The following is a 21,614-nucleotide window of genomic DNA, read 5'->3' as shown; positions in this document are numbered from 1 at the left end:
ACGTTCTCCATGGTGAGTTTTCCGATTTTCGCGTGAAGCTCCTTCACATCTGGCTTTTGCGGCCTTTATCGAAAAGTTCGCCAGCTCGCTTCGGGAGTTTTTTCTTCGATTGTGTGATCTGATTCGGGTGAATCTGGAACCGCTGTGAGAGTTCGTCGAGGGTTTGCTGCCTGGCGGGCCTTCGTGAAAAGCGGAGTCAAATCCACTGGAGTTTGTGGAGAAGCCACCAGTTGAACCAGCCCAAAAGAGCCATTCCACCGAAGAAAACGGGGTAGGAGATCATCCAGTTTTCGGGGCCGGTGATCATCGACCATTCCGACATGCCGCCGATGCCCGATATCAGGGTGAGCGGCATGAAAACGGTCGTGATGGCGGTGAGGCGCTTCATCACGAGGTTCGTCTGGTTCGACAGTTGTGTCATTCTCGCGTTCGTGAGCGAAAGATGGAGTTCCATCAGCGAGGTGATTTGCTCGCGGTTGATCTCGATGAACTCGAAGAACTTGGCGAGATGGTCGTAAATATCGCGGAAGTAATAGATCGCCTTCTCGCTGACGAACGGCGAGTCCCGGCGGCAGATCTTGATCAGAATTTCGCGTTCGTTGAACAGGCTTTTCCGGAGGGTCAGCAGGGTCGAACGAAGCCGCATCAGATGCTCGGGCTGGAAATCGGGTTTTTCACCCAGAATACTCTCCTCGATGCGCTCGACCTCTTCCTGAATTGAATCTATAGCGATAAATTTTTTATCGACGATATAATCGAGAATCAGCTGCAGCAGGAAGTCGGGGCCGCGGTTGACATCTGACATGCCACGGAACACGGCTTCGTCGAGCTTGTCGAAGAACGAGGGATTCTGGGCCTTGAAGCCTCTGACGGTGATCAGGTAGTTCGCCCCGATCAGGAAATCGACCTCGTCGATCGTCAGTTCCTCTTTCGTATAGGTATAACAATTGAACAGGATGAAGGTGTTCTTCTCGAAATTCTCGGTCTTGGGGATCTGGTCGTCGTCGAGACAGTCCTCGACACTCAACTGGTGAATGCCGAAGGGTTCGATCAGCTCGTCGAACGTTTCCCTGACGGGATCGATCAGGTCGATCCAGACATACTCACCCTTCTTCTGGAACTGAAGCGCCTCGCCGAGCGAAGCGAGCCGTGCGATCTTTCCCTTGCGCGGGATGTGAAAATATCGGGTTTCGGCCATCGTCATCCTCTCCATTCGTCATAGAAGCGGTTCCATTTCACCACGAAACCCTCCTCAGGGTCAAAGCCTCCATCCCCCGCTTCCGCAGGGACGGAACGCGAACCGCCCCAGCTGCCGGTCGTTACGAGCCGACATGAAAAAACGCCCCGGCCGGAGCCGGGGCGTGAACATTGGAGATTGGATCAGAAGGTGGTGTCGAACGCGTTGTCGAACGCGTCACCCGCGTTGCCGGCGGGCTGGGGCTGGGCGGCCGGGGCCGCTCTGGGGGCAGGTTCCATCTCGCTGCCGGCCTCGGGCACGATGCTGGTCGGGGCGGCGGACTCGATGCTCTGCGCGATGATGTGCGGGGTGATCAGGATGATCAGTTCCTGGGACTCGCCGTTCTTGCCGTTGTAGCTGAACAGCGACTTGAGGATCGGAATGTTGCCCAGCAGCGGGATCTTGCTCTTTTCACGGCCTTCTTCGTCGCGAATCAGGCCGCCGATGAGAATCTCTTCGCCGTCGCGCACGCGCACCTGGGTCTTGGCGGAGCGGGTGCCGATGACCGGATACATGCCGTTGTTCGACCAGGATTCCACGAAGGAGACTTCGGGTTCGGCATCGACCGTGATGTAGCCGTCATCATTGATGCGCGGGGTGATCTTGAGCTTGATGCCGGTGTCTTTTTCCTTCGGAGGCTGATCGGCGCCGCCGGGGTAGATGACCTTTGTGCCGACCACGATGTTCGCTTCCTGGCCGTTGACCGCCGAGATCTTCGGGTTGCTGAGGATCTTGGTCTCGCTGTGCCGCTCGAGGGCGTTCAGCGTGGCCTGGAACAGCAGGGTGTCGCGATAGAAGTCGCCGAGCCCGAACAACTCGCCCTGCGGGTTTGAGAAGCCGTTCTGATACAGGCTCGAGTCGGGGTTCTGGGCGAAGTATTCCTTCGTCGCGAACACGGTCGGGCTGCCGTCGAGTTCGCCGGCGGCATCCTTCGTGCCGGTCTTCCAGGCGAAGCCCAGCTTCTTGGCGGCCGTCGTCTTCACTTCGACGATCTTCGCTTCCATCATGACCTGATGGACAGGCGTGTCGATCGTTTCGATCAGCTTTTTGACCTCGTCGAGAATGTCCTTGCCGCCCGACACGATGACCGCGTTGATGCGATCGTCGGTGGCGACCTTGACGTCCTTCTTGATGGTCTGGGCGATGATCTTGCTCACGTCGGCGGCCTTGGCATACTGCAGACGCTTGGTGATCGTCAGGCCCTTTTCGAAGGCTTCGATGAGTTTCTTCTCGTCGGCCAGAATCCAGGTGTTGCCGATCTTGCGGACGGCGAACCCGTTCGTCTTGGCGATGAGGTTCATGGCCTCCTCGTAGTAGACGTCCGTCAGGCGAACCGTGACGTTGCCGCGGACGGTCTTTTCCGCGATGATGTTCGTGCCCGACTTCTGCGCGATGATCTTGATGATCTCGCGGATGTCGGTGTCGCGGAAGTCGAGCGAGATGTTGTCCTCCGCCGCCGCCGGCTGTCCCCAGAGAGACGCCAGCATGGCCGCGGCTACAACCGTGTACTTGAGGCCATTCTTGGTTTTACCTGTGGAATTCATTCTTTTCCACCTCCAATCGGAAATGTCCGACGCATCTGTTCCTTGAATGAGTAAACGACGACCTTGTCAGAAAAGATATCGACAACTTTGAATGATTCGTCCACCGTCATTTCTTTAAAAACGACGTACGATTTCTGATTGAACTCGATCATGGCCAGCCGTTCGCTTTCGTTCCCGCAAATCCCTGTAACTTTCAGACTGAGCGGCGGGATGACCTGCTTGATCTCTGCCGGCCTGGAGGCCTGTTCCTCTTTCGGAGGCCGGATGTCGGGCTCCGGCGGCTTCGGCCTGGTGATCAGGGGCTTGAACGGATCCTTTTCGGAAACGGCGGGCCTGAACTGGTGCGACTGGGAAAGCTCGCCTACCCGATCGGTTTCCTCGAGGTCCTCCTGGCCGGCTTGTTGTGCGGAAGCCGGGGCGGCGGTAAGAACCGTCACGAGCAGCCCCAGAGCCAATGGCGAAAGGCCGAGAATCCTGAAATTGAATCGTCTGGACACGCGCATGATGCCTGTCAATCCTCTCCGCCGCCGCCACCACCGCCGCCACCGCCGCCACCGCCACCGGTTCCGATCTGGAAGGTGCGACGCATCTGTTCCTTGTTGGAATAGATGACGAGCCGGTCGGTCATGACGTCGACGACCTTGAACTTCCCGTCGATGACCTGGTCTTTCTGAACCGTGTAGGGCTTGCCCTCGAAGGTGATGATCGCGAGACGCTCGTTGTCATTGCCGCAGATGCCGGTCACGACGAGCTGGATCGGCTTCGGGGGCGGGGGCGGCGGGGGAGCGTTGTCCCGCTTCGCCGTCGTGGACGGCGGGGGCGGGGGAGGAAGGACGACCTTCTTTTCGATGAGGGGCTTGAAGGGGTCCTTGTTCTTGTTGCTGGGAGAGAACTTGTTATTGGCAGCCAGCATTTCGATCTGTTCGGGTTCGTCCACGGCCGCTGCGGAGGCCCCGCCAGCTTCCGCTCCGATGTTGCCGACGGCTGCGTCGGCAGGAGCGCTTCCGGGCGCTTCTTCCGGGTTAGCGGGGGTTTCGGCCCCGGAAGCCGTATCGGGAGTCTCTGCCGGAGCGCTCGTATCCGTGTTGGGGATGTTGAAGTCATCAGCGCCCTGAGCGAATGCCATCCTTGGGCCGGCCGAGAGGAGGGCCGACAGGATGAGGACGAAAATCAGTCTGGAACCAGTTCCTGTTCTCATATATGCCTCCTGTTGCCGTTTAGTAGGCGCCACCCATGATGTAGATCTTGGCGTTCAGGTTCACCGTCAGAAGCGGGGCTTTGGTCTTGGGATCGGGCTCGGCCGAAACCGAGATGTTGATCGAGCCGGCCGCCAGGTTGACGATTTTGCGCTTTTCCATCACGAGCAGGAAGTTGCCGATGTCCTGGAATGTGCCCAGAAGCCCGATTTCGATCGGCAGTTCCGACCACTGCTCGGCCCGCACCAGGGGCGAGATGCGGATGTCGTTGAACTTGACGTTGAACTTGTTGGCGATCGCTTCCGTCGAGTCGAGAAGCTTTGGAACGACGGTTCCGAGCTGGTTGGATTCCATTTCCAGCTTTTTCTTCTCTTCCGTCAGTTTGGCGATGGATTCGTTGATGCGGGCGATTTCGTCGGCAACGTTCTTGATCTCTTCCTGTTTCCGCTCGAGGTCCTTGATGTCGTTCTCGAGCTGTTCGCGGGTGGCCATGGTGGGTTCCCAGTAGTACATCCAGAACGCACCGCCGGCGCCGGCTGCAGCGAACACGATGACCATGATGACGACCGCAAAGTTGTTCATTTGTTCGCTCCCTCAGTTTCTTCCGAGATCCCGTTTGATGCGGCAGGTGATGTCGAACCGCCACACGGGAGCTTTTTCGAAGGTATTTTTGTTGGCATTGCTGAGAAACACTTCTTCGAAGTAGGAGTGGTTCTGCAGTTCCTTGATGAAGTTCTGGATGCCCAGGGTCAGGCGGTCGTTCTTCTTGTCGGGTTGCTCGGAGCAGGCATACCCGGTCAACTGGACGCGCCGGTCGGAATCGATGCGGATGCTCGTGATCCAGACCGTCTTCTCGGGAACGACCGTGGTCAAGGCGGAGAACACTTCCGACCACTGGAGCAGGTTCACGCCGGAAAGCTGTTTGAGCTGCTCGATCTGGCTTTCCAGGGCCCGCTTGTCCTGGTCGAGACGGTCGCGTTGTTCCAGTTTGTCCTTGTCTTTGCGGACCTCTTCCTCGAGTCTCGTTTTCTGTTCCTCGAGATCCTTGTTGTAGGACTCGATCCAGATCGTTCCGAAGTAGAACAGGACGAGAATGCCCGCCAGCGCGATGACGAGGAAGATCGCGGCGAACGGAATCTGAATCGGCTTACGCCGCTTAATGGTGATGAGGTTTACTTTGATCATCGGTTAATCCACCACCCCTCTGAGCGCCAGGCCGATGGCGACTGTGAATCGTTGCAGGTTGTTGTAGAGAATGTCGGTGTCGGGCACGGTCACGGAGATGCCTTCGAGGGGGTTCCCCATGGCCACGTCGACGCCGAGTTCGTTGCTGATGTAGGTGTTGAACCCCTTCAGGTTCGAAGAGCCGCCCGAGAGAATGATGCGGTGAATCAGGGGCTCGCGGGACTGGGCCTTGAAATAGTCGAACGAGCGGCGGATTTCTGAGGCCAGTTCCTCGACCGTCGTCTTCACGACTTCGGCGACCTCATTGCCGCCCGAATCGCTGATGTTGACCTCGGCCTCGTTGAACTTGATCTGTTCGGCCTGCTCGAACTCCTGCTTCATCACGTTCATGATCATCTGGGTGATGTTGTTTCCGGCGATCGGGATGTTGCGGGTGAACATCAGCACGCCGGACTTGAGCACCGAGATGTTGGTCGTGCGCGCGCCGGAATCGATGATGGCGACGACTTCGCCGCCTTCCTGGGAACCGGCCGTCAGCAGGATCGAGTTTTCGAGGGCGTTGATCGCGGCGATCGTGTCGACATCGATCACTTCAGGCGCCGAGCCGCCGCCCCTGAGGACATCGAGATAACTGTTGACCAGTTCCTTCTGCGCGACGACCAGCAGGATCGAATACTTGCCGCCGCCTTCCTCTTCGGCCAGTTCGGCGAGCTTCGCATGGGTGATGCTGACTTCGTCGATGGCGTAGGGAACATACTGCTCGGCCTCGATCCGAACAGTCTGTTCGAGTTCCTCGTCGCTCATGATCGGCAGCTTGGTGAAGCGCATGATCACGTTCTGGCCCGAGATCGAGGCGAACGAACGGTCGGGCTTGATCTTGGAACTCTTGAACATGTCCTTGATCACTGCCGCGATCGACTGCGGGTCTCTGATATTGCCTTCCTCGATTGCCGAGGGGGGAACAGGCGCTATCGCGTAACCCGTCAGTTCCGGACCCGAGGGGGTCTTCTTGAGCTGGACGATCTTCACCGTTGAGGTGCCGATGTCTATGCCCACCGAGGTATTGCTTGTCCCGAAGGTAAACAAGCCCATGCGTGGTTCCTCCAAGGTCGGCCTGACCGCCGGTCTGTCCGGGCCGCGAACTGATGATTCTACAGAACGTCAGTTCTGTATCGACGTCATCGCGTAATTTCCTGAGAGTGAAAACAGATTTTTTTCCCCGAAATCGTCATTTGCGTCTGGGAACTGCTTCGTAGCGCAGTTGTCGAAGGGCGACGTGGGAATAATACAAGGCGAGAATCTGGCGATAGGACCAGCCGCGTCGACCGAGTTCGATGGCGCCCGACTGGCAGAGTCCCACCTGATGACCGAATCCGCGACCCGAAAGGTCGATGCCGGTGAGTTCACGAGTTCCTGATTTCAAGAGTAGACCCCGGCGGAGAGAGGTGTCAAGGGCCTGCCGCCGGCCCGCGACGACAATCCAGCCTGAAGAGGGCCTCTTCGCGCGACGTATTCCCTGGGCGGTCTGGACGATCAGTTGCGGAGGCCCGGACTGCTTCCCGCCTGCGAAGATGCTTACCGAATCGACGGGAAGAGCGGTTTTCGGGGGGGCGCCTGATCCGACTGACGGCGACGGGTGTCCAACTCTCGGGCGGGGATCTGCCTCCAAGGCAGGAACAACGAACGTCGTGCTGGGAAGATTGAACAGGCGCCTGAACGTCGTTCCTTTCACCCGCAGTTCGCCTCGATCCGTCTGAAGCTTGACCAGATCGACCCGGTCGAGCGGAGCTGGGGCAATCGCTTCGACGGCATACAGGCGTTCGAAACCGAGTCTTTCAGACGCGAGAGCCTTTCGGAGGCTGGCGAGGTCGATGTGCTGCTGCCAGCGGTATTTCGTTCCGGCTTTGCAGTAATCGCATCGCACGCGGCGCAGATACTTCGTCGGGGCGCCGCCGTAGACCTTTTCGTTGTCGGACGTCATGCCCCCGCACGTGGCGTGATACATCGTGGAGATGGGAACGCCGTCGCTGATCATGATGATGCCGCGCGTGGCGTCGACCGCTTTCGAGACGCTCGCCCGTTCCGCCTTTACCCCGCCATACACCTGGCAGTGTTCCCGGTCGCATAGATCGTACCCGTCTTTCTGGTGTTTGCCTCTGCTCGCGATGGCAAAGGTGCGGGCGATGACGGCCTGGGCCTTGAGGCTTTCTTCGGGGGAAAGTGAGCCGATCTCGCTTCCGACGACGCCTTTCACGTAGTCTTCCATGCCGACGAGGTTCACGACGGTAGCCCCGCTCCTCCCGAAGGAAACCTCGAGAACGCCGCGATAGGCCCGGCCGTTCAGCGACAACGTTCCCTGCTTCGGCTGAAAACGCATGCTGCGGCCCGCCAGGGAAGAGAAGACGCTTTTTTTTCGTGACGCGCGGCGATCCTGCTTTTTCGACGGGGGCGTCTCTTGAGAAACGCTCCAGGAAAAGCGTTCGCCGGAACGGAACGATTTGACCCGCCGGTTTTTTTCATCGACCAGGTCTCCACCCCCCGGCATGAGGATCGTCACCGTCGGAACGGCGGCTTCGATCCCGATCCTGAGTGTTGCCTCGGGCGTCGCGAGTGTGGTCATGACGCACGCCGAAAAGCAGAGCGCCAGAATGGTTATGCGAAGAGATACGTTGCCCATATACTGATGTTTCGACCGAAACGGCCCGGCGCATGAGTCTTCCGGCGAAAAAGCGCGCATGGAGCGGAATTTTGGACGTTCCGGGGGCGTGATGTCCCGCGAGGGGCGGATGTCGGTTTTTCGATCGTTTCGTGAAGATCCTGCTGTGCCTGATATTTCGACGAGGAGAACGCGCTCGAGCGCACGGTGAGGGTTTTCGCCCTGCGGGGGGGGGGCGCCGGCGGCGGATTCCAGTGAAATGCACCATTCGGTCCGTGGAAGAGCCAGGATCGTTGACGGGCATCGATCCCGCGCCGAATCGAAGGTCAGCGTTCGTGCTGAGGTGTCAAAGCACGGGAAATTCTCGGCCTTCGGCAGGTTCGGGGCGAGCGGGAGGCTTTTGCGGGACTAAAGCGCCAGGCGCAGTTTCGGGGCGAAACGGTCACGCTCGCTGAACACGCAGCCGCAATATTTCTGGCGATATAATTCATTCTCCCGCGCTCCGGCATGGGTGTCGGGAAACGCCGGGCGCAGGTCGGTCTCAACAAAGGCGACGCCGTGCTCGCGGCCGGCTTCTCGGCCGATCGCAACCAGCAGGTCGTGATCCTGGAAGGGGCTGATCAGCAGGGTGGTCGAAAACGACTCGAATCCGTCCTGCCGGGCCCGGGAAGCCGTAGCGTTCAGGCGCATGCGGAAGCAGGCGGCGCAGCGGGAAGGCCCGAAGTCGCCCCCGAGAGCCACGAGAAAGCGTTCGAGACCGTAGGAGACGTCGCCCCGGCGTATCTCGGCGCCGAGCACGCCCGCCATCTTTTTGAACGATTCGAACCTGGAATGATACTCGACGTACGGATGGATGTTGGGGTTTTCCCAGAACAGGACGATATCGGATATGCCGTTGCGCTTCAGGTGCGGCCAGGCACCGCTCAGACAGGGACCGCAACAGGTGTGAAGCAGAAGCGACATGCAAAACCGCCTTCAGACGAGCGTGCCGGACATTGTCCAGAGGCGCGCCCGATCGATCTTCACCCGGACGAAGCGTCCGATCAGGTCGGATGAGCCGGGAAAATCGACGACCCGGCCGGTACGCGTCTTCCCCAGGAGATGGCCGGGCGAGCGGTCGGAACTTCCGTCGACCAGAACGTCGAACGTACGGCCGACCTGTTTCGCGCTTTCCTCCTCGGAGATGGCGTTCTGAACCTCGATCAGGCGGGACAGCCTCGCCTTGCGATCGCTTTCGGGGAGAATTCCTTCCATCGAAGCCGCAGGGGTGCCTTCGCGGGGTGAATAGTAATACGTATACGCGGACTCGAACCGGACTTCTCGGACGAGTGACAGGGTTTCCTCGAACTCCGCCTCGGTCTCGGTTGGAAAACCGCATATTAAATCCGTCGTTATACATGCCCCGGGAACGGCGGTTCGGACGTGTTCGACGAGATCCAGGTAGCGCCTTCGGGTATACCCCCGGTTCATCAGTCTAAGAATGCGGTCTGACCCCGCCTGTGCAGGAAGGTGGAACATCTCGCAGAGTTTCCGGAGGCGCGACATCCGTTCGACGGCCTGAAAGGAAAAATCCCGGGGGTGGGAGGTCAGAAACCGGACCCATTGGATTCCCGGGATCTCTTCGACCCGTTCGAGAAGAGTGATGAACCCTTCCTCCAACCCGATGTCCTTCCCGTAGGCGTTCACGTTCTGGCCGAGCAGGGTGACCTCGACGACGCCTTTGCCGGCGAGGGCCGTGATGAAATCGACGAGCTCGGGTAACGGGCGTGAAACCTCCGGGCCGCGCACATGCGGGACGATGCAGTAGGAGCAGAAGTTCGTGCATCCCCTGATGATGTTTACCAAGGCCGAAAATGGCTTCTCGAGAATGATGCCGTCGGCCTGCTCGCCGTCGAAGCCGCCGATGGCGGCGAACGCCCCCGTCGCTTTCCGAGTGCGGGCGTGCTGCAGCAGAAGAGGAAGGCTCGGAATGTCGTTCGGCCCAAAGACGAGGTCGACATGCGGCAGCATCTCGAACAGCCGCTCCTTTTTTGCCTGGGCCACGCAACCCGCAATGCCGATCAGGAGTTCGCGGTTCGATTTCTTCAACCGTTGAAGCGACTGGATGCGGCTGATGAGCCGTTGTTCCGCATGCTCCCGAACGCAACACGTGTTGAACAGGATGAGATCGGCATCGTCTTCCGAGGCGGACTCTTCATACCCGATGCTCGTAAGCATGCCGCGAATCCGCTGAGCGTCAGCCTGATTCATCTGGCACCCGAATGTGGTGAGGAAGTATTTTGGAGATTGCGGGACGCACATAATAGAGTGATCCATTCTACCACAAAAAAGAAAGAAGCGATTGATCATTATTATGATTATTCTATTATTGCAAGAATAATATAATCACTAAAGCAAGCAATTTTGGTGGAATTATTCAATTACAATGAATTGAGAAACGAGCCTGAGTCTTGGACACGGTGCAGAGATGTGATACACTTGGGCCCTCATTCGGTGAGTGTATTTATGCCCGGTCATTTCTGAAAAAATATGTCCCGTATTGCTGGAGGAATAATGAAAAGCGTTTCTAGACTGGTCTTCTGGAGCATCCTTTGTTGTATTGCCTTTTTTGGCGTGACGGCTGCCATGCCTGCGTTTGCCGCCAACGTTCCGGCTGCACGGCTCGAAGGTGATGCGATTGAAGCGGACGTGGTGGAAGCCCCTGAGGCCTCTGCTTACGAGCTTCCCAAAATGGATTTCGTTCCAGCCCAGGTCGAAGAAGCGCCCAAACCGGTTATCAGAGAAACTGCGCCGACGAGCGCTCGAGAAGAACCCGGGACTCCAGAGACGAAATCTGCGGTTGCCAATACCGAGCCGGCCGTCGATCAGGCGCGTTCTGGAAGCGAAATTGAAGACCGAAAGGCGGAAAACGGTCGCCATCCGAGGAACCGGAAAATTTCCGGCAGGATTCGCGAATACTGGTTGAAAATCCATGCTGATTCCGATGCAGGCGCCGTCGAGAAAAAAGACGTTGCGGCAGCCGTTTCTCCAAAAGCAAACGTGATCTCGGCTCCTGCAAACGATGTCCGGAATGAATCAGCCGCCCCTTCCGTCGAACCCCGCAGAGAAGGCACCATTGTTCGCCAGATTCCCGTTGAAAAAAAGCCTTCTGTCGAAAAAACCGAGCCTTCCGTCGAAAAAAACATGACGGTCCTTGCGGATTCAAAGCCAGCCGGTAAGGATGTTCCTGAAGAGACCCCAGCCGCCGTTGAAGAACCGAAGTCGATTCCCCAAATTCCGGCGAAGAAAACGACTGCCGGCGACCGGAAATTGTCCTCCAAAGTTCGTGACTTCTGGCTGAAAATTCACAATACCGATGAGGAGCTTCAGGTCGCAGGCAAAACTCCAAACGTTCTTGCGATGCCAGATCAGGCAAAGCCTCTGATCGTTCGTCAGCAGCCCGGAAAACAGTCGTCTGTCAAACCCCTCGAGAAAAGCGAGGCCGCTACCGGCGCATCCAAGATCGAGATGGTCTCTGCCGAGCCGGCGAGCGTCCCCGAACCCAGGGAAGAAACATTTGCGCCGGCTTCGACCGTCACATCTCCCCCGTTGACCGAGGCACCCGTCGTGTTCCAGAAAAAATCCGCGAAGCTCGCCCTCTTCTCCGGACCGCTTGCGAAAATGGCTCAGCGGCGCGAATACCGCCTGGCCGAGGCAAAACGCCTGAATATCGTTCTTCCCAGCCAGGGTGGCTCATTCGACAAGTTGCCGCAGAGTATCGCCAAGCTCAAGACGGCGGTCGAGGACATCCTCACCCGAAACGGTGCCGGAATGGTTCTCAGTATGATTTTCAAAGGCCACCTTGCCGGCGGTACGACGAATCAGAAGCGCACCCGCAAGTAATATTCCCGAAGAAGAAACCGTCCGGATTGCTCTGGACGGCGGTGTCAGTTGAATCCCGCCCTTTCCATGGCGTGAAGGCGGTTTAGCTTTGAGTTCAGATATTTATTTATTTATCTGAAATGTGATAAGTTAGCGTATGCTACACGATCCTGTAGCATCGAAACTGCTCAGAGCGCCAGGGCCGATCGTATTGCAACTTTGGCCTGTATATTCGTTGTCTGCACCGCATCCTGTGAGAGCTGCAGGCAACAGGAACAGGGCGAGAGCCACAAAGATCAAAACAAATTTCTGATAATTCATCGTTTTCCCCCTTCAATCCAGGTTCGTCATACATTGTCGGCAGGATGTCCTCTTTTCCGTATGCCGGTCAGTAGGCTTTTTCGATTTTTCCGCCAGGAAAATAGTGTCCGAGAATCTGGTCGAAGGTTTTTCCGGCCTTGGCCATGGCTTGCGCACCCGTCTGACACATGCCGACCCCGTGTCCCCAGCCGGCTCCGCTTATCTCGGCGCCCGCGATGAACCCGCGGTCGTCGCGCTTCCATTCCGCAATGAAACAAGCGCTTCTCAGCCCCCCGAACAGCTTGCGGATGGCGAGTTCCTTCATGACGGTTTTCGTGCCGGATTCTCCGGTCAGTATAACTTTGTAGAGTCGGCCGGAGGGACCGCGTTCGAACCCGGAAACACTCGATATCTTCCCGATTCCCGCAGTTTCTTCGACCTTTTTCCAGTCGTCTGCCGTCAGCGTTTTCTTCCATCGGAACTTATCGCCGCCCTCCACCGTCGCATCGCCGCACCAGCATGGTGGCGGGTTCCGGATGAACGACGAGACGTCTTCCTCGCGGCTCAGATCGAGATTCCCCGGGTTTCCCCGGATATCCCAGACGCCTTTCAGATACGGGTCGGGGGGAGAGGTCCACACGAGATGATTCGGTTCACCGCGGCCGCCGCAGTTCGCCGCATATACCGCATCGACGATCGCTCCCTCGGCATTGCGAAGCAGGGCGCCCCGTGTTTTTGCAATGACGGGAGCGAGTTTGCGGGATGCCGCGTTCTCGCCGGCATACACCTGGCAGTGCTGTTCTGCGCAGAAGTCGAAGCCTTCGCCGAGATGCCTGAGGCCGATCTTCGAAAGAATTTCACCCCGTGCCGCCACGGCCTGCGCCTGAAGGGCTGAAGGCGCGGCTTTTGCAGATATTTCGGAGGGCACCACCCCCGCGAGGATCGTCTCGAGATCGGTCGTGAAAATCGCGTCCAGCGCGTCCTGTGCCCCCCAGTGGATACTTACGGGGCCGCGGTAAGACCGGTCTTCGAAGCCGTGCCAAGCATACCCTCTGGCATGTTCGACCTTTTTCAGTTCGACCACGTCGCCCGGAACGAGCTGAAGCTCCGTGTTCCCGGCGGCAACGCGTTTCCCATTGATATGAAGCGTGAGGGTGCCTCGCGCCCGGGCGAGAATTTCCTCGAAGATCCAGCTAGAACTGCCGGCCGCGGCCATCTCGTCAGCGAGCTTCGATGCGGCATCGCGTGCGTCGAACACGCCGACCCCGATATACACGACCCGGCCGTCCCACGCGACCGTCTTCCCGTCAGCGGCATAGGAGATCTTCCCGGCTTCGAACGTATGGATCGGCCTGCCGCTCGAGCGCCACTTCCGAAGGGCCGCTTCGAGCCGATCGGGCTCTCTGCGCGGCGCCGACTCCACCATGACGTGATATCGCTTCCTGGCGGGAGAGAGGATCGTTCCTGATATTGAAACCGCGTCCTTCCCGCCGATTTTGCCCGATGCGTTGCCGAGCCGCCACGTTCCCCCGCCGGGAAGGCGGCATTCGAGACTTTTTGCATACTCCGCCGTTTTCACTTTCACGACCGGCGCGGGCGCTGCATCCAGCGACGGGGCCCCGAGAAGGCTCACGGCGAGAAGGGAAACCCGGGCGAGCCGTTTGAAATCAGATCTCATCTGCGTCGATTTCTCCCAGGGCGACGGCGAGCCGGCCGGCGGCCGCGTTCAAAGCCTTTCTTGCCTCGTCGGCCGTTCCGCCGTTCTTCGCCAGGTAGATGGCCAGCTTGGCTTCCCCGTTTGCGCGGGACAGGCAGGTGTCGGCGTGTTCGGGCGTCGTGCGGGCGCCTTCCATCACGATGCGCTGGGCGCGTCTGCGCAGTTTCGCGTTCGTGGCCCGAACGTCCACCATGAGGTTCTGATACACCTTGCCGATCCTGATCATCGAGATCGAAGACAGCATGTTCAGCACCAGTTTGCAGGCCGTTCCGCTCTTGAGCCGGGTCGAACCGGTGATCACCTCCGGTCCGACGACCGGGTTGATGTGAATATCCACGTCGGGGGGGCGCCCATACGGGTTGCAGGAAAGCAACACCGTGCAGCTGCCGACCCCTTTCGCGAACGAGAGGCCGGAAATGACGTAGGGCGTGGTTCCGGAAGCCGTGATCCCGACCACGGTATCGGCCGGCGAGAGGTTGACCGCCCTCAGATCTGCAACGGCCGCGTCCCGATCGTCCTCCGCGCCTTCGACTGCCTGGAGGATGGCCGCCGAGCCGCCCGCGATCACGGCCGTGACCATCTCCGGCGGCACGCCGAAGGTGGGGGGGCACTCCGAGGCATCGAGAACGGCGAGCCTGCCCGATGTCCCCGCCCCGATGTAGACGAGCCGGCCGCCCTGCCTGAACGAGGCGACGATCCGGTCGACCGCCTGGGCGATGCTGTCGGCCGCCGCCTCGACGGCGGTGAAGACCGCGCGATCCTCGTGCAGGAACGTTTTGACGACGTCACGGGTGGGCTGGCGGTCGATATAGACCGACCGCGGGTTTCTGCTTTCCGTCAGCGGCAGCGAGGCTGCTGCGGCCTGGGTTGTCGATTGCGTCATGACTCCTCCGGTGGCGAATGATGCTCAGTGAACCTTGTCAGCAAGGGCGCGCAGGTGCCGCAGGCCGTCGGGGTCGAGGCCGCGGGGCGATCCCGCGAGATATCGGACCAGGGGGCCCCAGGCCGGCGGAAATGCCGGCTGTTTCAGGGTGAATCTTCCCGGCTCGCGTTCGCTCAGGACGGCCAGAGCCCGCTCGGGAAACGCCTTCCAGCGCGACCAGAGGCCTCCGACGCCCGCCAGCGGCACCCGGTTTCCGAAACCCAGTTCCCCCGAAAGTGCCCGGACGTCTGATGCCCAGCGGCGGAGAGACGCCGACACGAGCGCTTCGGCCGTGCGGTCGCCTTCATCCACGGCGATGGTGAGGACCGGGGCGATCTCGCCGAGCCTGCGCTGCGCGGCCGGATCGGCGTAGAGCCAATCGAGAAGGGCCGCCCGGTCGATGTCGAGATGCCTGAACTGTTTCTGAAAACCGGCAAGAATGCTGTTTCCATGTGCGTTGTCCTCGATCGCGCCGAGCACCTGCTGCATGGCGAGTCGGCCGAACTCCGCTCCGGAAGGAGACGTGTCGAGGAGGAACCCCCAGCCGCCCCGGCGACGGTCCGTGCCGTTCCTCCGGCCGAACAGGACCGAGCCGGTCCCGTTCACGCTGAGAATGCCTTCCTCGCCGCCGAACGCGGCGGCATGGTTGGCTTCGTAATCGCGCGAAACGACGATCTCCGCCGCTTCGAGTCCGAGCCCCGCCATGGCCTGGGCCCATCGTTGCCGGTCCGGTTCCGGGCGGGCGCCCGCGGCGCCGATCAGCCAGACAGCCTCCTCGACGTCGCCGGTTTCATATGTTTTAGTAAATATAGTATTGATCAGCGTCGCGAGTTCTTCGGAACTCATGGCTCTCAGGTTCTTCGACGGGCAGGAGAGTTCGAGGACCGGACCGTCAGGCCAGAGAACCGCGACGCCCGTCGCGGCGGTGCCGCCGATGTCGAGGGAGATCATCCAGGTGGGTTCCATCATTGCACGGCTCCGCTTCGCATTCCTTCGAGGAGATGTTTCGAGAACAGCATGAATACCAGGACCATCGGCAGGGCGGCGAAGGTCGCCCCGGCCATCAGCAGGCCGTAATCCATGATCTGCTGGTCCTGCATCGTCGCGAGCCCGACCGGGAGCGTGTAACTCGCTTCGGAATTCAGGGTGATCAGCGGCCAGAGGAACGAATTCCACTGGGCGATGAAGATAAAGATGCCCGACGTGGCCATGATCGGTGCCGAAAGCGGCAGGTAGATGTGCCGGAAGACTTCGTATTCACCCGCGCCGTCCATGCGGGCGGCCTCCTGGAGCTGTCGGGGAATCGAATCCATGTACTGGCGGATCATGAAGATGCCGAAGGGTGCGGCCAGCGAGGGAAGAATGACCGCCCAGAGGCTGTCGATCAGGCCCCAGCGGGCGAGGAAGAGGAACAGCGGGAGCATGACGATCTGGCCCGGGACCATCATGGCGGCCAGGACGAGCCAGAACAGCAGTTCGCGGCCCCGGAACCTGCCGACCGAGAAGCTGAAGGCGGCGAGGGCGTTGAACAAAAGCTGCCCGGCCGTGATGACGGCGGAGATGACCAGGGAGTTGAGCGTCCAACGGAACATGCGGCCGCCGCTCAGCAGCAGCCGGAAATTCTCGAGCGACCAGATCCCGTAGCGGGGCGGGCTCTGCTCGAGCGCCGCCGGGTCGGTGAACGCCGTGACGAGCATCCAGGCGAGCGGCCCGAGCGTCAGGACGAGGCCGACGGTCAGAACGCCGGTGGAGAGCAGGGTGGGGGTCATGCGGCGGCCGGATGTCATGCGAGCCTCCGTTCAGGCCAGTTCCATCTCGGTCTTCCCGCCGAACCTGCGCTGGAGGACCGTGACGGTGAGAATCCCGATGAAGAGAAGAAGCGCCATCGCCGACGAGAGGCCGAAGTCGAAGTCCCGGAAGGCTGCGGTGTAGACGCGGTGGACGATGACCTCGGTCGACATGCCAGGGCCGCCGTCGGTCAGCATGAGCACCTGGGCGAATACCTGGAGCGCGTCGATCGCGCCGGTGATGAGCAGGAACATCGTCGTGTGCCGCAGCAGCGGAACGGTGATGTGCCACCAGCGCTGGATCGGCGTCGCGCCCTCCAGATCGGCTGCCTCGTAGAGCGACTTGGGAATGTTGCCGAGCGCCGCGAGGTAGATCAGGATCGCCCCGCCCGGCGAGCGCAGGACGCCCGTCAGGAGAATCGAGGCGAAGGCGACATCGGGATCGGTCAGCCAGCCGACCGTCGGCAGGCCGATCGCCCGCAGGATCGTGTTGAACAGGCCGACCTCTGTGTTGAACAGCCATCGCCAGACCATCGCGACGACGACCACCGACGCGACGCCGGGGAGATAGTAAAGCGCTCGATATAGTGATTTGAGGCGACCCGGCAGGGCATGGATCAGGCTCGCCGCGATGAGGGCGGTGCCGGTGTTCACGCTGACCGTGACGAGCGTGTAGATCGTGGTGTTCCAGCAGGCTTTCATGAACCTGGCGTCTTCGAGCACCCGCGTGAAGTTGCCGAACGTGAAGCCGCCGACTTCCCCGAGCCGGTAGTCGCGGAACGCCAGCAGGATGGCGTCGATCAGGGGATACGCCAGGAACAGCCCAAGAACGGTTATGGCGGGCATCAGCATGATCATGTGCGCCTGGCGTGCGGCCAGGGCCGCCGCGATGACGAGGGGAAAGAGCCACAGGAACGCCTTTCCGAACCACGAGCCGCCTCGGATGTCCTCGCAGACCGAGCCCTGCGCGCGTTGCATGAGGGCGCGAACGCGCTCTCCGGCGGCGTTTATCGCCGCGGACGGCGCCTGCTTCCCGAGAAGGGCGTTCTGAACCGCCTGTTCGATCTCCTCGTCGATCTGCGGCCAGCGGGGGTCGCTTGGAACGGTGCGTCCCTCCTGGAGGATCTCCCAGGCTCGGGTCATGTGGGCGTTGCCGGCGTAGATGTTGCCGGCGCTGCGACGGGTCGGGAACTGAGTGTATCGCACGAGGTCGCGCTGACGCTCGGCGCTGGTGACGAACCGGGCGAATTTCGCCGCGGCCTTCATGCGGACCGGATCGTCGCGGTGGAACAGATACAGGCCGGAGATGCCCAGAAACGAGCCCGACCGCGTGCCGGCCGGCGCGGGAAAGTGCATCAGATCGAAATCCATCGGATACTTGTCGGTCAGCGCCTTGATCCCCCAGAGACCGAACGCGCCGGCCGCGATGCGGTGCTCTCGCGCAAACGCCGTCCAGATGTCGTTCGACTGGCGGCCGCCCGAGTCTGGCGGTATCAGCCCTTTTGCGATCAGCTCCCTGAGCCATTCTATACCACGGACGATATCAGATGCCTCGCCGGGTTCCGAGGCGCCGAACCCCGGCCAGGTGCCCCCGAACTGGAGGATGAACGGGAAGTTCGCCGTCTCGTTTTTCTGGAAGTAGATGCCGAGCGGATACTGCCCGTTCTGGCCCTTCTGATACTGCTGAACCAGGCCGAGCGCCTCGGTGAAACGCTCCGGGGTCCACCGCCCGTCGCCGGGCAGTTCGACCCCGGCCGAGGCGAAGATCGAGCGGTTCACGTAGAGAAGCTGGCCGCCCATATACCAAGGCCATCCGTACAGTTTCCCGTCCACCGTGTAGGCCTCGAGGGCACCGGGGAGGTAGTCTTCCCGGTCACCCGGCTCGAGATATGCGTCCATCGGCTCGACCAGGCCTTCCCGGATGAACAGCAGGGGTACGGTGCCTGGCGCGATGTCGGGATACCTGCCGCCCATCGCGGCGATCTTCAGCTTCTCGTCGCCGCGATTCCACGTCATTTCGGTCAGTTTCACCCTGATCGTGGGATTCTCGGCTTCGAAGGCCCTGATCTGCTTTTTCATCCATGCGAACCGGTCGATCGTTTCGCCGGGTTCGAGCCAGCGGGGATAATCCCATATTTCGATCTCCGTTGCCGACGCCTGCAAAGCCAAAATCAGCATCAGCAGAAGAACGGACAGGACCCGGGAGGGGACCGGGGGAAACGGAAGCATTTTCCCGGACGGGAGAGTGTTGTCAATACGTTTCATTTCAGATAAAATGGGTACACATTATGCTTTTTACTATCCCCACAGACAGGATTGGATGATGGACGACAAACTTGCTCAACTGACCGAAGCGATCAAGGCCGACCCGAAAAATCCGGAGTTGTACAAAGAGCTGGGTAACATCTACTTCCGCGATGAAAAGTACGATGAGGCCATCGAGTATTACCAGAAAGCTCTCGAACTCGATCCGAAATATTTCAAGGCTCTCTATAATATCGGCAACACATACTACAAAATGGACCAGCAGGAAAAAGCGGTGCATTACTGGCACCTGGCCATCGAAGTCAAGCCGGATTTCGATCACGCCTACTTCAATCTCGGATACCACTATTACCAGAAGGGGTTTCTGCGCGAAGCCATCCGTGCCCTTGTCGAAGCCGCACGCATCAAGCCGGAGGCTGCCGATACGCACCATTATCTCGGCCTCTCCTACCACAACACGAACCAGTTCGCGAACGCCGTCGAGGAGTTCCGGAAAGCGATCGCGCTTTCCCCCGAAGATCCTGACTATCACTACAATCTCGCCAACACGAGCTACGATCTTGGCGATTACCGAACGGCCGCCGAGGAGTGGGCGCTGACGCTCAAATTTCGGCCGAAGGATTCCAAGGCCCGGAACAACTACTGCGATGCCCTTCTGCAGCTGAACAGGTATGACGAGGCCCTCAAGGAGATCGAGATCGTGCTTGCGGAAGAGCCCGAATACCCGCCGGCCCTCTGCACCAAGGGTGAGCTTCTCGAGAAACTCGACAAGCCCGACGAGGCCAAGGCGCTGTTCGAACGCGTCTACAAGCTCACCGAGGGCAAGGAAGACTGGAAACTGCTGTTCGAATACGTCCAGAAGAAAATGCGCGGCGACAAGGAACTGCCAGCCGTCTGAATTCGATAACTATCGCTATCTCACAGAGCGAGAGCCCCCGTTCCGGGTCCGGAACGGGGGCTCTCGTCATGAGGCCGGTCAGGCGGCTTTCTTGCGGGCTGCAACCTGGCCCTGGTTCAGGAGTTTCTGGGGGTTCGTCAGATACTCGTACAGAGCATGCTCGGCCCGGTAGGCAGGGCCCATTTCCTGGCCATCCATCAGAACACGCCCGTCAGTGAAGATTTCGATCAGCATTCGACCTCCTTGAGGCTTTCGGTTTTGTGCAGGCTCGCCGGACAGCCGGTCGAGCGGTTTTCACGATCATGGGGCGGATACGCCTTCGAAGCCGGCGTAGGCTCCTTCGGTGGCGGTCTGGGGCGCGTCGCCGGTATCCTGCACCCCGGTGTCGGTTGGGAGGGGTTCGGCCTGCGGCGACTCCGGTTCGCTTCCGGTGGCGGCCGTCGGCACGGCGCCGATATCGATCAGGTTCAGCTTGGCTTTGCACTGGTTCCGGAGCATGTCCGGAAGGTCGGTTCGCGAAATGGCATCGACGAGCTTGTTCCTGGCCTGCTCGCGCTGGCCGGAAGCGGCCAGGCAATCGACGAGGAGCAACAGGGTGTGGATGTTCCGCGGATCTTTTTCCAAGACGGTTTCGAGCATGACGGCGGCTTCCGCCGCCCGATTGTCGAGGTAATAATTGTTCGCGAGCGCCGTCATCAGCCCCGTGTCTTCGGGATACTGTCCGAGAGCGGCTTCGAGCAGCGTCGTGCTCTCCGCCCGAAAGCCGTTATCCGCCATATCCTCGGCGGCGGCGCGGAACTCGCGGATGTTGGAATCGTCCACCCGGAGCCGGCCGGCGATTTCCAGCAGGCTTCTGGCAATACCGAAATCGTTCAGCGTGACCGCGCTGCGCAGGGCCGCAAGGGTCATGCCCGTGGCCGGCGTTTCGGACGGGTTGAGCGAAGCCTTGAAGCGGTCGATCTCCTCTCTGACGAGACGTTGCCATTTTTCTCGCTCGGCCGGTTTGAGCGAGCTGAGACCGCCGTTCCGGGAGGCGAACGGGATATATGCGTTGAGAAAGGCCTCGTGCGGTTCCGGCTGGTCGGGCTGCATGCCGATCAGTTGCTGGGCGACGGTCATCGCCTTCAGATGGTCGCCGGAAGCCGACAGGAGCCTGATATACAGGAGGTTGTCCGCCATCGAATCGATCGGGCGCCGCGAGAGCAGCTGCATGCCTTTATCATAGCGGCCGGTATCGACGTAAAATTTGATCAGCTCGCGCTCGATCGAGGCGGGGTCGGCATTGGGCCGGTCGCGCTCGGCGAGCAGCATCTTCTCATACTCGTCGAACAATTGCTGGTCGAGGAGAATCCGGCGGATCGTCCGGCGGACCGCCTTCGTCCGCAGTCTCTCGTCCTTGATGCCCATCAGGCGCTGGAGGCCTTCTCGGGGCGAATGGTCGCGGCAGAACCAGCCGTCGATGAAATCGCGAAGGTCGCCGCGCTCCGTCGCAGGAGCGGATGTGGCGCCGAACGCGTTCCAGGCGGCCTCGGCATACCGCTTGTCGCCCGCCATGACGGCCGAATACACCGTGAGGAACAGGAGGTTCGGATCGCCTGGAGCATGCTGGAGGGCCGTCTTGCAGCTTTGAAGCGCCTCGGGCCATGCCTCGCCTTCGAGATAGCTTTTGATCGAACGGGCGAGATCTTCCTGCCTGTTCCTGACCGAAAGTTCGGCCAGACGTTCCCGGGCGAGAGAGCCCCAGGCGGGGTCGGAAAGGATCTTGCGGAAAACGGCGGCGGCGCCTTTCCGGTCTCCCTTGCCTGCACGGTACACGCCCGCGTAGTAGAGGGCGCCGGCGTGGCTGGGGTTGAGCTTCAGAACCCGCTTCAGGTCATCCATGGCGGTTTCGATCTTTCCGGCCCTGCAGAGCGGCTCGGCTTTCTGGAACAGCCGCTCCTCGACCGTAAGATCGCGCGCCCGGGCGACGGGGCTCTCGAGGCTTAGCGGCGAGAGCGATGCCAGGCCGATGAGGGCGCCGAAGAGAATGGGAATCTTGCTTCGCAT

At 60.2% G+C, this 21,614-nt stretch carries 19 protein-coding genes; 2 read left to right on the top strand and 17 right to left on the bottom strand.

Annotated features, from left to right (window positions below; all coding sequences use genetic code 11):
• Window positions 1-196: 196 nt before the first annotated feature.
• From PLU72_08510 to miaB, 10 genes are all read right to left on the bottom strand, one after another.
• On the bottom strand, window positions 197-1,198 hold the full coding sequence (locus PLU72_08510) for a magnesium transporter CorA family protein (protein HOT28220.1): 1,002 nt from the start codon (window positions 1,196-1,198) through the stop codon (window positions 197-199).
• Between the two features lie 182 nt (window positions 1,199-1,380).
• A complete protein-coding gene (locus PLU72_08505) occupies window positions 1,381-2,781 on the bottom strand; it encodes a secretin N-terminal domain-containing protein (GenBank protein ID HOT28219.1) in 1,401 nt (466 codons plus the stop codon).
• Window positions 2,778-3,284, bottom strand: coding sequence for a hypothetical protein (locus tag PLU72_08500; GenBank protein ID HOT28218.1), 507 nt, complete (start codon window positions 3,282-3,284; stop codon window positions 2,778-2,780). The genes PLU72_08505 and PLU72_08500 overlap by 4 nt, the downstream gene beginning before the upstream one ends.
• An 8-nt stretch (window positions 3,285-3,292) precedes the next feature.
• Complete coding sequence (locus PLU72_08495; protein HOT28217.1) at window positions 3,293-3,979, bottom strand: hypothetical protein; 687 nt, start codon at window positions 3,977-3,979, stop codon at window positions 3,293-3,295.
• Between the two features lie 19 nt (window positions 3,980-3,998).
• Window positions 3,999-4,559 (bottom strand): type 4a pilus biogenesis protein PilO, encoded by a 561-nt coding sequence (gene pilO / locus PLU72_08490; protein HOT28216.1) that lies wholly within the window; start codon window positions 4,557-4,559, stop codon window positions 3,999-4,001.
• A 12-nt stretch (window positions 4,560-4,571) separates the two neighbouring features.
• Window positions 4,572-5,162 (bottom strand): PilN domain-containing protein, encoded by a 591-nt coding sequence (locus PLU72_08485; protein HOT28215.1) that lies wholly within the window; start codon window positions 5,160-5,162, stop codon window positions 4,572-4,574.
• Window positions 5,163-5,165: 3 nt separating this feature from the next.
• Window positions 5,166-6,254, bottom strand: coding sequence for a type IV pilus assembly protein PilM (gene pilM / locus PLU72_08480; protein ID HOT28214.1), 1,089 nt, complete (start codon window positions 6,252-6,254; stop codon window positions 5,166-5,168).
• A gap of 136 nt (window positions 6,255-6,390) precedes the next feature.
• Window positions 6,391-7,782 (bottom strand): SpoIID/LytB domain-containing protein, encoded by a 1,392-nt coding sequence (locus PLU72_08475; GenBank protein ID HOT28213.1) that lies wholly within the window; start codon window positions 7,780-7,782, stop codon window positions 6,391-6,393.
• A gap of 444 nt (window positions 7,783-8,226) precedes the next feature.
• Window positions 8,227-8,781 carry an epoxyqueuosine reductase QueH gene (locus PLU72_08470; GenBank protein ID HOT28212.1) on the bottom strand — a complete coding sequence of 185 codons (555 nt, stop codon included), beginning with the start codon at window positions 8,779-8,781 and terminating at the stop codon, window positions 8,227-8,229.
• A gap of 12 nt (window positions 8,782-8,793) precedes the next feature.
• On the bottom strand, window positions 8,794-10,119 hold the full coding sequence (gene miaB / locus PLU72_08465; protein HOT28211.1) for a tRNA (N6-isopentenyl adenosine(37)-C2)-methylthiotransferase MiaB: 1,326 nt from the start codon (window positions 10,117-10,119) through the stop codon (window positions 8,794-8,796).
• A 228-nt stretch (window positions 10,120-10,347) separates the two neighbouring features.
• On the opposite strand from miaB, the gene PLU72_08460 reads away from it, so the two are divergent.
• The gene (locus PLU72_08460; GenBank protein HOT28210.1) at window positions 10,348-11,700 is read left to right on the top strand and encodes a hypothetical protein; all 1,353 of its coding nucleotides are present in this window, start codon (window positions 10,348-10,350) and stop codon (window positions 11,698-11,700) included.
• 367 nt (window positions 11,701-12,067) lie between these two features.
• Here PLU72_08460 and PLU72_08455 read toward each other — a convergent pair whose 3' ends face one another.
• Genes PLU72_08455 through PLU72_08435 form a run of 5 tightly spaced genes read right to left on the bottom strand, consistent with a single transcriptional unit; the run spans window position 12,068 to window position 18,634 of the window.
• Window positions 12,068-13,657: a SpoIID/LytB domain-containing protein gene (locus tag PLU72_08455; GenBank protein HOT28209.1), complete on the bottom strand. Its 1,590-nt coding sequence runs from the start codon at window positions 13,655-13,657 to the stop codon at window positions 12,068-12,070.
• Window positions 13,647-14,579: an N-acetylmuramic acid 6-phosphate etherase gene (gene murQ, locus PLU72_08450; GenBank protein ID HOT28208.1), complete on the bottom strand. Its 933-nt coding sequence runs from the start codon at window positions 14,577-14,579 to the stop codon at window positions 13,647-13,649. Before murQ ends, PLU72_08455 begins: the two co-directional genes overlap by 11 nt.
• A 24-nt stretch (window positions 14,580-14,603) precedes the next feature.
• Entirely contained in the window at window positions 14,604-15,587 is a 984-nt protein-coding gene (locus PLU72_08445; protein HOT28207.1) for a hypothetical protein, read from the bottom strand.
• A complete protein-coding gene (locus PLU72_08440) occupies window positions 15,584-16,405 on the bottom strand; it encodes a carbohydrate ABC transporter permease (GenBank protein ID HOT28206.1) in 822 nt (273 codons plus the stop codon). The genes PLU72_08445 and PLU72_08440 overlap by 4 nt, the downstream gene beginning before the upstream one ends.
• A gap of 12 nt (window positions 16,406-16,417) precedes the next feature.
• Window positions 16,418-18,634 (bottom strand): extracellular solute-binding protein, encoded by a 2,217-nt coding sequence (locus PLU72_08435; protein HOT28205.1) that lies wholly within the window; start codon window positions 18,632-18,634, stop codon window positions 16,418-16,420.
• A gap of 94 nt (window positions 18,635-18,728) precedes the next feature.
• Between PLU72_08435 and PLU72_08430 the strand changes: the two genes are divergently transcribed.
• Complete coding sequence (locus tag PLU72_08430; protein ID HOT28204.1) at window positions 18,729-19,568, top strand: tetratricopeptide repeat protein; 840 nt, start codon at window positions 18,729-18,731, stop codon at window positions 19,566-19,568.
• 78 nt (window positions 19,569-19,646) lie between these two features.
• Here the strand turns inward: PLU72_08430 and PLU72_08425 are convergent, their stop codons facing one another.
• Complete coding sequence (locus PLU72_08425) at window positions 19,647-19,802, bottom strand: hypothetical protein (GenBank protein HOT28203.1); 156 nt, start codon at window positions 19,800-19,802, stop codon at window positions 19,647-19,649.
• A gap of 66 nt (window positions 19,803-19,868) precedes the next feature.
• Window positions 19,869-21,614 (bottom strand): tetratricopeptide repeat protein, encoded by a 1,746-nt coding sequence (locus PLU72_08420; protein ID HOT28202.1) that lies wholly within the window; start codon window positions 21,612-21,614, stop codon window positions 19,869-19,871.

It is taken from the genome of Candidatus Ozemobacteraceae bacterium (assembly GCA_035373905.1).
Taxonomy (GTDB): Bacteria; Muiribacteriota; Ozemobacteria; order Ozemobacterales; family Ozemobacteraceae; genus MWAR01.
This window is presented reverse-complemented; position numbering and strand designations above follow the sequence as displayed.

Coding starts and splice junctions, on each gene's coding strand:
- miaB (HOT28211.1), bottom strand. CDS start 10,119: ATGTGCGTCCCGCAATCTCCAAAATACTTCCTCACCACATTCGGGTGC.
- PLU72_08440 (HOT28206.1), bottom strand. CDS start 16,405: ATGACATCCGGCCGCCGCATGACCCCCACCCTGCTCTCCACCGGCGTT.
- PLU72_08500 (HOT28218.1), bottom strand. CDS start 3,284: ATGCGCGTGTCCAGACGATTCAATTTCAGGATTCTCGGCCTTTCGCCA.
- PLU72_08460 (HOT28210.1), top strand. CDS start 10,348: ATGTCCCGTATTGCTGGAGGAATAATGAAAAGCGTTTCTAGACTGGTC.
- PLU72_08425 (HOT28203.1), bottom strand. CDS start 19,802: ATGCTGATCGAAATCTTCACTGACGGGCGTGTTCTGATGGATGGCCAG.
- PLU72_08475 (HOT28213.1), bottom strand. CDS start 7,782: ATGACCACACTCGCGACGCCCGAGGCAACACTCAGGATCGGGATCGAA.
- pilO (HOT28216.1), bottom strand. CDS start 4,559: ATGAACAACTTTGCGGTCGTCATCATGGTCATCGTGTTCGCTGCAGCC.
- PLU72_08510 (HOT28220.1), bottom strand. CDS start 1,198: ATGGCCGAAACCCGATATTTTCACATCCCGCGCAAGGGAAAGATCGCA.
- PLU72_08505 (HOT28219.1), bottom strand. CDS start 2,781: ATGAATTCCACAGGTAAAACCAAGAATGGCCTCAAGTACACGGTTGTA.
- PLU72_08485 (HOT28215.1), bottom strand. CDS start 5,162: ATGATCAAAGTAAACCTCATCACCATTAAGCGGCGTAAGCCGATTCAG.
- PLU72_08495 (HOT28217.1), bottom strand. CDS start 3,979: ATGAGAACAGGAACTGGTTCCAGACTGATTTTCGTCCTCATCCTGTCG.
- PLU72_08420 (HOT28202.1), bottom strand. CDS start 21,614: ATGCGAAGCAAGATTCCCATTCTCTTCGGCGCCCTCATCGGCCTGGCA.
- murQ (HOT28208.1), bottom strand. CDS start 14,579: ATGACGCAATCGACAACCCAGGCCGCAGCAGCCTCGCTGCCGCTGACG.
- PLU72_08435 (HOT28205.1), bottom strand. CDS start 18,634: ATGCTTCCGTTTCCCCCGGTCCCCTCCCGGGTCCTGTCCGTTCTTCTG.
- PLU72_08455 (HOT28209.1), bottom strand. CDS start 13,657: ATGAGATCTGATTTCAAACGGCTCGCCCGGGTTTCCCTTCTCGCCGTG.
- PLU72_08430 (HOT28204.1), top strand. CDS start 18,729: ATGGACGACAAACTTGCTCAACTGACCGAAGCGATCAAGGCCGACCCG.
- pilM (HOT28214.1), bottom strand. CDS start 6,254: ATGGGCTTGTTTACCTTCGGGACAAGCAATACCTCGGTGGGCATAGAC.
- PLU72_08445 (HOT28207.1), bottom strand. CDS start 15,587: ATGATGGAACCCACCTGGATGATCTCCCTCGACATCGGCGGCACCGCC.
- PLU72_08470 (HOT28212.1), bottom strand. CDS start 8,781: ATGTCGCTTCTGCTTCACACCTGTTGCGGTCCCTGTCTGAGCGGTGCC.